Source organism: Pseudomonas sp. GW822-FHT07A10, from assembly GCF_058798795.1.
The window spans coordinates 31,716-45,202 of sequence record NZ_JBXAKV010000011.1; the positions used below are offsets into that span (position 1 = coordinate 31,716).

A 13,487-nucleotide genomic window follows, 5' to 3' on the forward strand; every position below is an offset into this window, starting at 1 on the left:
ACGCCATGACTGAGACCGTTCAACTCATCTCCCCGGTCGACGGCCGGGTCTATGCCGAACGCCGCCGTGCCGATGCGGCGCAGATCGAGCAAGCCCTGATCGCCGCCGAAACCGCCCAGGCGCAATGGAAGCGCCGGCCACTGAGCGAACGCGCCGCCTTTTGCAGCGCTGCCGTGGACGCGATGCTGGCGATGAAGGACGAGATCGTGCCGGAGCTGGCCTGGCAAATGGGCCGCCCGATACGCTTCGGCGCTGGCGAACTGCGCGGTTTCGAAGAACGTGCCCGGCATATGATCGCCATTGCACCCGAAGCGTTGGCAGCGATTGAGCCCGCGCCTATTGCGGGTTTTCAGCGCTATATCAAACGCGAGCCGCTGGGTACGGTGCTGGTCGTCGCTCCGTGGAATTACCCCTATCTGACGGCGGTGAATACGATCATTCCGGCGCTGATGGCGGGCAACAGCGTGATCCTCAAACACGCCACGCAAACGCTGCTGGTCGGGGAGCGTTTCGCCGAAGCCTTTCGTCGCGCCCATCTGCCCGAAGGCCTGTTCCATAACCTGCTGCTCAGTCATGTCTATGCGGCGGCGATCATTACCTCCGGACGGGTGCAGCAGGTGAACTTCACCGGTTCTGTCAGCGGTGGCGAGGCCATGGAACACGCGGCCGTTGGAGGTTTCCTCGGCGTGGGCCTGGAGCTTGGCGGCAAAGACCCGGCCTACGTCCGGGCAGACGCCAACCTCGATCATGCGGTGGAAAACCTGGTAGACGGCAGCTTCTTCAATTCCGGGCAGAGCTGCTGCGCCGTCGAACGGATTTATGTCGATGAGAAAATCTACCCGGCCTTTGTCGAGCGCTTCGCTGCCCTGACCCGCCAATACGTGCTGGGCAACCCGCTGGACGAAGCCACCACCCTCGGGCCAATGGTCACACCGGGCGCCGCTGAGTTCGTTCGCAAGCAGATCGCCGATGCACTGGCACAAGGGGCCAGGGCGTTGATCGATCCAAAGGACTTTGCCGCCGACACGCCGGGCAGCGCCTACCTCGCGCCGCAGGTGTTGGTGGACGTCACCCATCAAATGGCGGTGATGCGCGAGGAAAGCTTCGGCCCGGTGGTGGGCATCATGCCGGTGGCCAGCGACGACGAAGCCATCGCCTTGATGAACGACAGCGAGTTCGGGCTCAGCGCCTCGATCTGGACGCAAGACCTGGCCGCCGCCGAACGCATCGGCAACGAAGTCGCCACCGGCACCGTGTTCATGAACCGCTGCGATTACCTGGACCCGGCCCTGGCCTGGACCGGGGTGAAGAACAGCGGGCGCGGCGTAACGCTGTCGCGCCTGGGCTATGAGCATCTGACCCGAGCCAAATCCTTCCATCTGCGCCACGAGATCTGAGCCATGAGCCTGACCGCGAACTGGAACTACCCCACGAGCATCCGCTTCGGTGTCGGCCGCATCGCCGAACTGGCGGAAGTCTGCCGCAGCCAAGGGATCCAGCGACCGTTGCTGGTCACCGACAGTGGCCTGGCGCGTGCGCCGATCACCACGGCGGCGCTGGAATCCTTGCGCGCCGCCGGCCTCGGTGTCGCGTTGTTCTGCGACCTCAAGCCCAATCCGGTTGAGGCCAATCTGGCGGGTGGGCTCGACGCCTGGCGCGACGGCAACCATGACGGCGTGGTGGCGTTCGGCGGTGGCAGCGGCCTGGACATGGGCAAGCTCATCGCGTTCATGAGCGGCCAGACCCGACCGGTGTGGGATTTTGAAGACATCGGCGACTACTGGACACGCGCCGACGAAAGCCGCATCGCCCCGGTCATCGCGGTGCCAACCACTGCGGGCACCGGTTCCGAGGTCGGCCGTGCGGCGGTGATCATCGACGAGCGCACGCACACCAAACGCATCATTTTCCACCCGAAGATGATGCCGCGGGTGGTCATCAGCGACCCCGCCCTTACCGTCGGCATGCCCGCCAAGGTCACCGCCGGCACCGGCATGGACGCGTTTTCCCATTGCCTGGAATCCTACTGCGCTCCCGGTTTTCATCCCATGGCCGAAGGCATCGCGGTGGAAGGCATGCGCCTGGTGGCCAATGCCCTGGTGCGGGCGGTGCACACCCCTTCCGACCTCGACGCGCGCGCACAAATGCTGGCGGCGGCGGCGATGGGCGCCACTGCGTTCCAGAAAGGCCTGGGAGGAATGCACGCGCTCTCGCATCCGGTGGGCGCCCTGTATGACACCCACCACGGCATGACCAATGCCACGTTCATGCCCTATGTGCTGAAGTTCAATCGCCCGGCCATTGAGGAGCGCATCACCCGTCTGGCGGCGTATCTGCGCCTGCCCTCCCCGGGCTTCGACAGCTTTATGGCCTTCGTCCTCAAGCTGCGCAAGGACATCGGCGTGCCGCATACGCTGGTGGAGCTGGGGGTGGATGATCAGCAGGCCGACCTGATCGCCGACATGGCGATTGTCGATCCCTGCGCCGGCGGTAATCCGCTGCCATTGACACGAAATGGCGCGGCAGAAATTTTCGAAGCGGCTTATCACGGCCGTCTTTAGAACGGCCACAACATGGATGGGTTTTATCCATTAGACGCAGGAGCAGTAAGACAGGGGGTTGAAGACAGTCCCATCCGGCAACGCACAACGCGGATGGATGTGTATCAAACCTGACAAGGCACACATTATGAGTCCTGTAAGCCAACCCGGCGCCACCGCGCCACAAGACGACGACATCAAGGTGTTGCACAGCATGGGCTATGCCCAGCAACTCTCGCGACGCATGGGTGTTTTCTCCAACTTCGCCATTTCCTTTTCGATCATCTGCATCCTCTCCGGTGGCATCAACTCGCTGGCACAGGGCACTTCGGGTGCAGGCGGTGCGGCCATCGGCATCGGCTGGCCACTGGGCTGCCTGATCTCCGGGGTTTTCGCCTTGGCCATGGCGCAGATTTCCTCGGCCTACCCCACCGCCGGTGGCCTCTATCACTGGGGCTCGATTCTCGGTAACCGCTTCACCGGCTGGTTGACGGCCTGGTTCAACCTGCTGGGGCTGATCACGGTGCTCGGCGCGATCAACGTCGGCACTTATTACTTCTTTTTCGGAGCCTTCGGACCGGCCCTGGGCATGCAAGACACAATCACCACACGGATCGTTTTCCTGGCGATCCTGACCGGCATCCAGGCCTTGTGTAACCACTTCGGCATCGGCCTGACCGCCAAGCTCACCGACTTCTCGGGCTATCTGATCTTCGCCACGGCCACCGCGCTGACCATCGTCTGCCTGATCGCCGCGCCCAGCTATGAATTCGTCCGCCTGGTGACCTTCAGCAACTACTCCGGCGCGGCGGGCGGCAACGTCTGGCCACAAGTGTCGAACGGCTGGGTGTTCATGCTCGGCCTGCTCCTGCCGATCTACACCATCACCGGCTATGACGCCTCCGCGCATACGTCTGAAGAGACCCACAAGGCTGCCGTGTCGGTGCCGATCGGCATGGTCACGTCGGTGGCCTGGTCGTTGATGTTCGGCTGGGTCATGCTCTGCTCGTTTGTACTGATGTTGCCGAACATGGATGAAGCGGCGAAGCAGGGTTGGAATGTGTTCTTCTGGGCGATGGACACCCAGGTGAACCCGGCGATCAAAATGGCGCTTTACGTGGCGATTTTCATCTCGCAGTTCCTCTGCGGGCTGGCGACCGTGACCTCGGTCTCGCGCATGATCTTCGCGTTCTCCCGTGACGGAGGCCTACCCTTCTCGAAGGCGCTGGCCACGGTTTCGCCAAGCCATCGCAGCCCGGTGGCAGCGATCTGGACCGGTTCCATCCTCGCGGTGCTGTTCGTGTGGGGATCGTCGCTGGTGTCGATCGGCGAAACGCCGGTGTACACGATTGTGGTTTCCTGCACGGTGATCTTCCTGTTCTTCTCGTTCATCATCCCCATCGTGCTGGGCCTGTTCACCTACGGAACCTCGAAGTGGCCGACCATGGGACCGTGGAACATGGGGCGAGCGTTTTACTCGTTGTTCGCCATCCTCTCGGTCCTCTCGATGGTGCTGATCTTCGCTATCGGTATCCAGCCGCCGAACGATTGGGCGCTGTACATCACCATCGGCTTTCTGATTCTGACGGCCATCATCTGGTTCAGCTTCGAAAAACGACGCTTCCAGGGCCCGCCCGTGGGCGACATGATCATCAAGCGGCAGGCAGAAATCGCGGCTGTCGAAGAGGAGTTGAATAAACAGGCTGGGTCGTAATGCGGTCTGTAGCAGCTGCCGAGCTTGCGAGGCTGCGTTCGGCTGCGCAGCAGTCGTGAATCCGACTGACGCGGTTTGCCTGATGCACCGCAAGGTCTGGTTTGACGACTGCGGCGCCGCCGAACGCGGCCTCGCAGGCTCGGCAGCTGCTACGGCACGCGCGCATCAAGGCCCCTCTGTGCTCCCGCCTCGATATGATGTCGCCGCCAGACTTGCCTGGAACAGAACATTGGCCTGGTTTCGGGAAAAACCTCGAACTCACCCCCTATCGCTGAATCCAATGGGTAAGCCAATGGAGGTAAGCGAAATGAACAACGATGACAGTGTTAAAAGCACCGAATCAGAAACCACCTCGAACACTCCGCCCACCGATACACCTGATAAACCGGTCGATGTGGACAGCGACCTCGACGGTGAAGATCAGGCCACTACGACTCAAACCCAAGAGCAGGAGGCTGAAAAGCTCCGTCGAAAAATAGCCGAGATAGAACGCAAGGTGGCGGATGGCAATTAGGTCAATACCCTTCACGCCGTCTTATCAGTTCAAAGCGTTCGGCGAATGACAGAGGGCCATAAGTTCTCCGATACTGTCGCGCAATGCAGTGCAACGAGAACCGATATGAAACCCCATTTTGAGAAAAATGATGTCTCTGAGCCCAAAATCCAGCGCAATGGAAACATCCACCGCGCCCCCCATCAACAGCCGGTGGTAACAGCATGATCGAGGTCACCGAAGTTTCCATCGCCGAGCTGCGTGCCGCGCTCGAATCCGGCCGGACCACGGCGGTTGAGCTTGTGCAGGCCTATCTCGCCCGGATCGACGCCTACGACGGCGCCGACACGCCCACCGCCCTCAACGCGGTGGTGGTGCGCAACCCCGATGCGCTCAAGGAAGCGCAGGCGTCCGATGCTCGTCGGGCCAAGGGCGAGACGCTGGGGCCGCTCGATGGCATCCCCTACACGGCCAAGGACAGTTATCTGGTGAAGGGGCTGACCGCCGCCTCTGGAAGTCCCGCCTTCGCCAACCTGATCGCTCATCGCGATGCGTTCACCATCGAACGGCTTCGCGCCGCCGGGGCGATCTGCCTGGGCAAGACCAATATGCCGCCGATGGCCAACGGCGGCATGCAGCGCGGGGTGTATGGCCGTGCGGAGAGTCCGTACAACGCCGACTACCTCACCGCCCCTTTTGCCTCGGGTTCATCGAACGGCGCAGGCACCGCAACCGCCGCCAGTTTCGCGGCCTTCGGTCTGGCGGAAGAAACCTGGTCGAGCGGACGTGGCCCTGCTTCGAACAACGGTTTGTGTGCTTATACGCCTTCGCGTGGGGTGATCTCGGTGCGCGGCAACTGGCCGTTGACGCCGACGATGGACGTGGTCGTGCCGTTTGCCCGGACGATGGCGGACCTGCTCGAGGTGCTCGATGTGGTGGTGGCCGATGATCCCGACACACGCGGTGATCTGTGGCGGATGCAACCTTGGGTGCCAATTCCAAGTGTCGCTTCGGTGCGCCCCGCTTCCTACGGATCGCTGGCCGCGAAAAGCGATGCGCTCAAAGGAAAGCGCTTCGGCGCGCCTCGCATGTACATCAACGCCGATCCCGACGCGGGCACCAGCGATGCGCCTGGCATCGGTGGGCCGACGGGCCAGCGCATCAACACCCGCCCTTCCGTGATCGGGCTCTGGGAGCAGGCGCGCAAGGCACTCGAAGCGGCCGGCGCTGAAGTGCTCGAGGTCGATTTCCCGCTGGTTTCCAATTGCGAGGGTGATCGTCCTGGCGCACCGACTGTGTTTAATCGGGGCCTGGTGTCCAAAGAGTTCCTACACCATGAGTTGTGGGATCTGACGGCTTGGGCGTTCGATGATTTTCTGCGAGCCAACGGCGATCCAAAACTCAATCGCCTGATCGACGTGAACGGGCCGCTGATTTTCCCCCACGACCCGGGGACGCTGCCCAACCGCGAAGGCGATCTTGCCGCGGGCATGGACGAGTATGTGCGGATGGCCGAACGCGGCATTACGCCGTGGGATCAGATCGACACGCTGCCGGATGGACTGCGTGCACTGGAGCTGACCCGTCGAATCGATCTGGAGGAATGGATGGATCGGCTGGGGCTCGACGCGGTGATTTTCCCTACGGTAGCCGACGTTGGGCCGGCGAATGCCGATGTCGATCCGAAGTCTGCGGACATCGCGTGGAGTAACGGGGTATGGGTTGCCAACGGCAATCTCGCCATCCGCCACCTGGGCGTTCCAACGGTCACGGTGCCGATGGGCGTCATGCCGGACATCGGCATGCCCGTCGGGCTGACATTTGCCGGTCGCGCCTATGACGACTCGACGCTGCTTCGCCTGGCTTCGGCGTTCGAGTCGACGGGGACGAAACGCTTGATACCGCCTCGCACCCCGCCCTTGTCGGGTAGCCAAAAATAGAAAGATCGCAGGCTCCTGCAGAGGTTGAGTACCCCCGTACCCATGCCCTGTAGGAGCCTGCGATCTTTGGGCCATTCATGCGAAAACCGGCAACAGTGTTTGTCCAGTCGGCCGCTATTTGAAAGAAGTTCAAACACCTAACATCGTCTCTACCCAGTGAGCAAATGGAGTAAGTATCCACTCGCTCACGAGGTAGCAACTCGCAAATCCGATATGACCTTTACGATCATCTCGGACGCAGAGTCAACCTAGGACGATACGGTGAATAAAATGAAAACTTTAAAAATTGCGGTTCTTCTGGCGCTTGCCGGTATAGGCGCACACGCCATTGCAGACGATGGCCATTCAACTAACGCGACCAGCAAAACACCTGTTGAGATCTACACGTACGAAACGAAGCTCGACATTAAGAAAGTCATTAACATCACAGAGATTCCGGACGAGTGCAAACCGGTCCCGGTGCAAATGACGTATGAAGACTCCCACGATCAACAGCATGTCATGCAGTATCAAGTCATGGGCACTGGATGTTCAAACGGTTGAGTGCTGTGCGGACGATGGAGGGTCGACACTCCATGCCTGCGGTGCAACTCACTCAAAAACTGATGTTTTTCCTGAGCCTACGATTTTTTCATCGGATGCCAACATGCCCGGGATGTGATGTTTAAGAAACTCCACCCAAGTCTTTGTCTTCGCATCCACGAATTTTCGTGATGGGTAGATTGCAAATAGATTCAACTCTTCAAGCCGATACTCCGGCAACACGCGCACTAACGTCCCGGCCCTGAGGCCATTGACCGCAGAAGCAATCGGCTGAATACCGATGCCCATCCCGTTTGTTATAGCGACGGTCATTCCATCAGCGGTGTTGATGTGAAAGGGAGACAAGGGGACGTTGATTGACTCCACGCCTTCAGGCCCCTCAAATGCCCAGTGTTCAACCGGCATTACCGTATTAACAATCCTCAAGCAATCATGTGCACCAAGAGAACCTGGAGAGTCCGGGATTCCGCGTTTCTTCAGATAAGCAGGCGAAGCGCAGAGGATGCTGTAAGTGATGCCAAGCCGCTGAGCGACAAACCCCGAATCGGGTAGATCCCGCGCTAAAACAATCGACATGTCATACCCCTCCTCGAGCAAGTCAGGTAGCCGATTGGTCAGCGTCAAATCAAACATGACCGAGGGATGAGTCTCTCTGTATTTGGCAATGGCATCGATCACGTAGTGATTACCGATGGCTGACATGGCATGAATTTTCAGCCTGCCCATGGGCCGGGTGTGAGCGGTACCGGCTTCCTCATCGGCTTCACGTACCTCGTCAAGAATCCTCTCGCATCGTTGCAAATAGCGTGCACCCGCTTCGGTCAACGCCAGGCGTCGGGTGGTGCGGTTAATCAGGCGGGTTTGAAGCCTGGTCTCCAGACTGGAAACGGCTTTGGAAACGTTGGTTGTCGTGGTGTCCAATAGCTCGGCTGCCGCCGTAAAACTGCCGCTCTGGGCAACAGCCATGAAAAACCGCATGGTTTGGAAAACGTCCATCGTTTTCACCTCAAGGGCGTGGATAACAGAGGGCGGCCTTACAGAAGACCGCCCTCCTCGTCATGTGTCACTTCTTCCGTGGAATAAATCCAGGCACACCGGTTTCCACGACCGAGTTGAATCGTATCCTGGTCGTAATATCTTCCTTGATCTCAAGCATCGCCCTATGCGGCAGGGTGGAAATATCCAGGTTTTCCTTGATATGACTTGGTGTAGCGGACGTGGTCAAAAAAGCAACGCCCCGCTGTACAGACCAGGCCAACGCCACTTGAGCCGGAGTCTTCTGCAAGCGCTTGGCGATCTCCATAATCACCGAATCTTCCAACACTTTCGGCTCCATGCCATGGCCCAGTGGCGCGAACGCCAGGAGGACGATTCCATGCTGTTTGCAGAACTCGAGCAGTTCCCATTCCGGCAGATAAGGATGGGATTCAACCTGCACCACGGCAGGTTTGATCCGGGCCACTGCCACAATCTCTTTTAACGTTTCCAGCGTGATATCAGACAAGCCGATCGACTTGCAGCGGCCTTCATCCACCAGGCGTTCAAGTGCTCTCCAGGTCTCGATCAGTGTCACGCCGGAGTCGTAGATGACGCGACCCTGTTCGTCTCTCGGGTCCTGATTCTCACCGGGTTGAAAGGCAAACGGCGTATGGATCAGGTAGCAGTCGATAGCGTCCACTTGGAGGCGGCGGCAGCTGGCCTCGAAAGCAGGTTTGACTCGCTCGGGACGATGGTTGGTGTTCCACAGTTTAGTGGTGATGAACACGTCCTCCCGGCGGATCTTGCCCGCCTCCAGCACCTCTTTTATCGCAGCGCCGACACGCTCCTCATTGCGATAGCGCTCTGCACAGTCGAAATGGCGAAAGCCCGCTTCAAGCGCGTCCTTGACCGCTTGTGTGGTGACGCTGAGATCACTGAACAGCGTGCCAAACCCAACGGCCGGCATTTCACCAGAGCCGTGGTTCAGCGCAAATCGGGTTTCGCGAAGTGCATCGTGAAAAGCTTCGTAAGACATCTCTTGACTCCAATGTTCGGGGCCGTAGCCGTTATTGATACGAAGGGTTCTGTGCTTCGCGACTGGCAATCCGTTGCTCAAACGCGCCGACGGAATTACCGCCGAGGGCTACATACAGTTGCACCGTGTCGAGATACTGCGCGGTCTTCACCCGGATTTGCCCCAGCAACGCTTGCTCGTAGGCTCGTTCCGCTTCCAGCACCTGGAGAATGCTGTTCTCGCCTTGCGCGTAGGCTTGCTGGTTCAACCGAAAACTGGTTTCTGCAGCGCGTAACGCGTCTTCCTGTGCCTGGTTTTGCTCGGCGTCATGGTTGATTGCCTGCAACGAGTCCGCGACCTGACCGAACGACTGAATGACCGTCTGCTGATAACCGGCGAGCGTCGCCTTGTAGCCGTCGACGGCAGCCTGACGTTCAGCCTTGAGCGTTCCGCCGTCGAAGATCGGCCCCGCCAACCCTGCAGCCAAACCCCAGAGCGCGGCACCGCCATTGCCGGAAGCCGCCTGTATCAGCGAGGCGGACAGCGTTACATGGGGATAGAGGTTCGCAGTCGCGACACCGACTGCCGCGCTGGCCATGTGCAGCTCGGCCTCTGCTTGCAGGACGTCCGGTCGGCCGTGGGCCATTTCCGAAGGCACACTCACCGGCACGTTGGCCGGCAATACGAACTCGGCAAAATCGAAGTCCGGCGCGATCCAGTCGCCGGGGCCTTTGCCCGTGAGAATCGACAGCGCATGGCGCGCGGCATCACGCTGCTGAGCGAGGGGCGGCAACAGTGTGCGGTCCTGGGCGAGCCGGGTCTCAGCCAGCGAAACGTCGATCTGCGTGGTGACGCCGCTGGCATGTGCCCTGCGCACCAAGTCGAGGTTCTTGGCGTCATTGGCGAGCAGCTTTTCGACGGCTGCCATCTGCGCATTGGCAGACGCCACCAACAATGCCTGGCTGGCGACATTCCCCGTCAGGGTCAGGTACGCCGCTTCGTATCGATGTTTCTGAAGATCGGTAAACGCTTGCTGCTGCTCGACCCGCCGCTTGTTACCGCCGAACGCATCAAGGTCAAAACCGACCCGCGGCCCGATCGCGTAGAAATTGGAGATCGAAGGCTCTTTTGCGTTGTGTACCCGCTGACGCCCCGCCTGGGCGCCAAAGTCGACCTGCGGATAAAGCGCACCCTCCGCCGCCGCGACGGACGACGCCGCTTGCCGGATCGTTGCATCCGCCGCCACGAGCTCAAGATTGCCCTCGATGGCGCGACGCGCAACCTGGTCGAGCTTCGGCGAATGGAAGGCCGTCCACCACTCACCGCTGACCTTTTGGCCAAGGTTGATGTGTTGCCCGCCAGGCTGGTTGCCGCCCTGGCCGAGACGCTGCTCGGCCTGTTGGTCGTAATGCTGCGACAGGCTCGGTGGCTGCATTTGATAGTCGGGGCCGACGGTGCAGGCTGTCAGGAACGCAAGAACCGACACCGCACCGAACGTGGTTTTGAACGTCTGTCTGTTGATGAAGCGCGCATTGGATTTCATTGGGCAAACTCCACGAAAACTAGTTGGTCGGAACGGGCTTGCGAAGAAAGACAACCAGTGGACTGACCACCAGCATCGCCACCATCAACAGCTTGAATTGGTCGATCACCGCGATAAAAGCCGCCTGGCCGGTGATCATTTCGTTGAGCCCCGCCAGTGCTTGCAGGGATATTGGCGCGGCATGCGCAGCGGCGCGATAAGGCGTCAGATGGCTGACCAGTGCCAGGTGCATCGCTTGCGTATTGTTGAAGAAGAAAATCTGCACGATCGCAACGCCGAGGGTGCTCCCGTAAACACGCGACAGATTGAAAAAACCGGTGCCTTCAGGGCGTAACTTGGGATCGAGCGTGCTGAACGCGATCTTGGTGAGCGACGGCATCAAGATGCCGATGCCAATCCCCTGGATCGCCCCGGCAATCGCCACCGGCGACCAGTCCATCAACGGCGAATAACCGAGCATCAGCCAGTTGGCGTAAATCACCACGGCCACGCCAATCGCCACGAACAACCGACGGTCGAAACGCTCGGGAACACGGCCCATCAGCAGGAAAGCCCCTACCAGCCCCACACCGCGCGGTATCGTCAGCGAACCTGTCGTATCAGGCGGATAGCCGAGGATCTCGTCCAGCATCGGCGACGTCAGTGCCATGGTCGACAACAGCACGAAACCCACGGCGAAAAAGATAATCGTCGACAGTACGAAGTTGCGGTCCTTGAACAGACGCTTGTTGAGGAAATGCACCTTCTTGCTCAACAGATGCACGGCGAACAGGTACAGCCCCAACGCGCAGCCCGCCGCCTCCAGCCAGATTTCGGTCGAGGCAAACCAGTCCAGGCGTTCGCCGCGGTCGAGCAACATTTGCAGGCTGATCAACGCCAGCGTGAAGCTGCCGAAGCCGAAGAAATCGAACGACGGACGTTGCTCGGCCTTCTTCTCGGCAAGCAAAAGCGCCATCACCAGGAAGATGAATGCCGACAACGGAAGGCTGATGTAGAAGATCGGGCGCCAGCCAAAATGCTCGCTGACCCAACCACCGATGCTCGGGCCGCTGACGATGCCCAAGAGCACGATTGCCGTCCACGTCGCGCCAAATTTCGCACGCTTCTCCAGAGGCAACGTCTCCATTGAAATCGCCATCGACAGCGGCGCCAGCACGCCACTCGCCAGGCCTTGAATAATTCGCGCACCGACGAACTCCAGCGGAGTCGTCGCAACCGTGGCGAGCAGCAAGCCAAGAACGAAGAAGGCTAACGCGGCCTGATAAACCCGCTTCAAGCCATAACGCCCGGCCAGCCACTGCGCAACCGGCATAGTGATGGCGCTCGCCGCGAGGTATGAGGTGAATACCCAGCCTGCCTGGTCGTCAGTCATCGACAGACTGCCTTGGATAAACCTGAGTACCGCATTCGGCAACGGCAGGTTCGCCGACTGCATATAGGTCGCGAGCAGCGCGGCGAACCTCAATGTTCCCGCACCTTGAGGTCTGGCAAGGTTGGCGTTCATCAGAAGTTACCTGCGGTCAACAGCGCCTTGAGCGGATGCCACCATGGCGTGTGATACCCGGTATCGACCTTGACCGTGGCGCTGGTGCCCGAAAAAAGCGGAAACGCAGGGTCGGCCTCGTCGAGTTCAAGGCGCACCGGTACCCGCTGGACAACCTTGACCCAGTTGCCGGTCGCATTTTCAGGCGGCAGCAAGGCGAAGTCCGATCCGGCACCGGGGCTCATGCTGGTCACGTGGGCTTTGAAAACGTGATCGGGATAGGTGTCGATGCTGATGGTTGCTTCCTGGCCTGGACGCATGTGGGTCACCTGCGTTTCGCGGAAGTTGGCCTCGACCCAAATCTGCCGATCGGAAAGCAGCGCAAAAGCCGGTGCACCGTTGCTGACATAGTTGCCAACCTGCAGATCGTCGACTTTGGCCACGATGCCATCGTCCGGCGCATATACCGTCGTATATGAGAGGTAGAGCTGCGCCTCATCCAGCTGCGCCCTCGCCTCACGAACCGTCGGGTGGTTATCGGCTTCGATGTCCGGATTACCGTTCAACGCGACAACCGTGCTGGCGATCTGTTGCTCGATCGACGCGATGCGTTGCCGGGCCACTTTAAGGTCGGTGTCGGCGCGCTCGTAAATCGCCCGCGAGACGAACTCGGTAGCGACCAGCGCTTTTTTGCGGGCAAACTCGCGCTGATCGAAATCGGCCGACTCTTTGGCCGATTGCAGTTCAGCCTGCTGCTGCCGGTAACCGGCCTTGAGCCCATCGATGCGCAGCCGCGCCACGCTCAGCTGCGCTTGCGCACGGTCAACCGCGATCTGAAACGGTTTCGGGTCGATCCGAAACAGCATCTGGCCTTTGTGAACCGGTTGGTTGTCCTCGACGGCGATTTCGACGACTTGTCCGGAAATACGCGCGTTGATCGACGCCTTCGCCACTCGGGCGTAGGCGTTATCGGTCGAAATGAACGCCTCGCCTGCTTGATAGCGGGCATAGCCCAGCGCTGCGAAGAGCACCGGCAAACCCACGATCAGCAATGGCCGCAATTTCTGCTTGAACGGTTTTTTGATGGGCGCGTCAGGCCTTGCGTGCTCGAAGGTCTGCGTAGCCGGGATGTCGAACTGTTTAGTCATGATCGAATACACCTTTAACCGGGAAATCGGGCCAGCACCTGCGAGAATCGCCTGCGGCCCTGATGGCAAAAATTGCTGTGAGAAAGCAAA

At 60.0% G+C, this 13,487-nt stretch carries 11 protein-coding genes; 6 read left to right on the forward strand and 5 right to left on the reverse strand.

Features of this window, described 5'->3' with window-relative positions:
* The first annotated feature begins 5 nt into the window (after positions 1-5).
* The 6 genes from AC1RL4_RS18900 to AC1RL4_RS18925 all read left to right on the forward strand — a co-directional run bounded on the left by AC1RL4_RS18900 (position 6) and on the right by AC1RL4_RS18925 (position 7,230).
* Positions 6-1,397, forward strand: a complete 1,392-nt coding sequence (locus AC1RL4_RS18900; RefSeq protein ID WP_230174968.1) for an aldehyde dehydrogenase family protein — start codon at positions 6-8, stop codon at positions 1,395-1,397.
* A 3-nt stretch (positions 1,398-1,400) separates the two neighbouring features.
* A complete protein-coding gene (locus AC1RL4_RS18905; protein ID WP_230174970.1) occupies positions 1,401-2,561 on the forward strand; it encodes an iron-containing alcohol dehydrogenase in 1,161 nt (386 codons plus the stop codon).
* 127 nt (positions 2,562-2,688) lie between these two features.
* On the forward strand, positions 2,689-4,254 hold the full coding sequence (locus AC1RL4_RS18910) for an amino acid permease (RefSeq protein WP_019580246.1): 1,566 nt from the start codon (positions 2,689-2,691) through the stop codon (positions 4,252-4,254).
* Between the two features lie 307 nt (positions 4,255-4,561).
* On the forward strand, positions 4,562-4,768 hold the full coding sequence (locus AC1RL4_RS18915; protein WP_019580245.1) for a hypothetical protein: 207 nt from the start codon (positions 4,562-4,564) through the stop codon (positions 4,766-4,768).
* Positions 4,769-4,971: 203 nt separating this feature from the next.
* A complete protein-coding gene (locus AC1RL4_RS18920; RefSeq protein ID WP_230174972.1) occupies positions 4,972-6,687 on the forward strand; it encodes an amidase in 1,716 nt (571 codons plus the stop codon).
* A gap of 270 nt (positions 6,688-6,957) precedes the next feature.
* A complete protein-coding gene (locus tag AC1RL4_RS18925; RefSeq protein ID WP_028941388.1) occupies positions 6,958-7,230 on the forward strand; it encodes a DUF2790 domain-containing protein in 273 nt (90 codons plus the stop codon).
* Positions 7,231-7,278: 48 nt separating this feature from the next.
* Here the strand turns inward: AC1RL4_RS18925 and AC1RL4_RS18930 are convergent, their stop codons facing one another.
* The 5 genes from AC1RL4_RS18930 to AC1RL4_RS18950 all read right to left on the reverse strand — a co-directional run bounded on the left by AC1RL4_RS18930 (position 7,279) and on the right by AC1RL4_RS18950 (position 13,397).
* The gene (locus AC1RL4_RS18930; RefSeq protein ID WP_019580242.1) at positions 7,279-8,226 is read right to left on the reverse strand and encodes a LysR family transcriptional regulator; all 948 of its coding nucleotides are present in this window, start codon (positions 8,224-8,226) and stop codon (positions 7,279-7,281) included.
* Positions 8,227-8,293: 67 nt separating this feature from the next.
* On the reverse strand, positions 8,294-9,244 hold the full coding sequence (locus AC1RL4_RS18935; RefSeq protein WP_230174981.1) for an aldo/keto reductase: 951 nt from the start codon (positions 9,242-9,244) through the stop codon (positions 8,294-8,296).
* 31 nt (positions 9,245-9,275) lie between these two features.
* Positions 9,276-10,766, reverse strand: coding sequence for an efflux transporter outer membrane subunit (locus AC1RL4_RS18940; RefSeq protein WP_230174983.1), 1,491 nt, complete (start codon positions 10,764-10,766; stop codon positions 9,276-9,278).
* A 19-nt stretch (positions 10,767-10,785) separates the two neighbouring features.
* On the reverse strand, positions 10,786-12,270 hold the full coding sequence (locus AC1RL4_RS18945) for a DHA2 family efflux MFS transporter permease subunit (protein ID WP_230174985.1): 1,485 nt from the start codon (positions 12,268-12,270) through the stop codon (positions 10,786-10,788).
* Complete coding sequence (locus AC1RL4_RS18950) at positions 12,270-13,397, reverse strand: HlyD family secretion protein (protein ID WP_019580238.1); 1,128 nt, start codon at positions 13,395-13,397, stop codon at positions 12,270-12,272. Before AC1RL4_RS18950 ends, AC1RL4_RS18945 begins: the two co-directional genes overlap by 1 nt.
* Positions 13,398-13,487 lie beyond the last annotated feature (90 nt).

What these genes read in the sequence shown, in the direction of transcription:
- AC1RL4_RS18900 (WP_230174968.1), top strand. Translation starts at nt 6, where the DNA reads ATGACTGAGACCGTTCAACTCATCTCCCCGGTCGACGGCCGGGTCTAT.
- AC1RL4_RS18905 (WP_230174970.1), top strand. Translation starts at nt 1,401, where the DNA reads ATGAGCCTGACCGCGAACTGGAACTACCCCACGAGCATCCGCTTCGGT.
- AC1RL4_RS18910 (WP_019580246.1), top strand. Translation starts at nt 2,689, where the DNA reads ATGAGTCCTGTAAGCCAACCCGGCGCCACCGCGCCACAAGACGACGAC.
- AC1RL4_RS18915 (WP_019580245.1), top strand. Translation starts at nt 4,562, where the DNA reads ATGAACAACGATGACAGTGTTAAAAGCACCGAATCAGAAACCACCTCG.
- AC1RL4_RS18920 (WP_230174972.1), top strand. Translation starts at nt 4,972, where the DNA reads ATGATCGAGGTCACCGAAGTTTCCATCGCCGAGCTGCGTGCCGCGCTC.
- AC1RL4_RS18925 (WP_028941388.1), top strand. Translation starts at nt 6,958, where the DNA reads ATGAAAACTTTAAAAATTGCGGTTCTTCTGGCGCTTGCCGGTATAGGC.
- AC1RL4_RS18930 (WP_019580242.1), bottom strand. Translation starts at nt 8,226, where the DNA reads ATGGACGTTTTCCAAACCATGCGGTTTTTCATGGCTGTTGCCCAGAGC.
- AC1RL4_RS18935 (WP_230174981.1), bottom strand. Translation starts at nt 9,244, where the DNA reads ATGTCTTACGAAGCTTTTCACGATGCACTTCGCGAAACCCGATTTGCG.
- AC1RL4_RS18940 (WP_230174983.1), bottom strand. Translation starts at nt 10,766, where the DNA reads ATGAAATCCAATGCGCGCTTCATCAACAGACAGACGTTCAAAACCACG.
- AC1RL4_RS18945 (WP_230174985.1), bottom strand. Translation starts at nt 12,270, where the DNA reads ATGAACGCCAACCTTGCCAGACCTCAAGGTGCGGGAACATTGAGGTTC.
- AC1RL4_RS18950 (WP_019580238.1), bottom strand. Translation starts at nt 13,397, where the DNA reads ATGACTAAACAGTTCGACATCCCGGCTACGCAGACCTTCGAGCACGCA.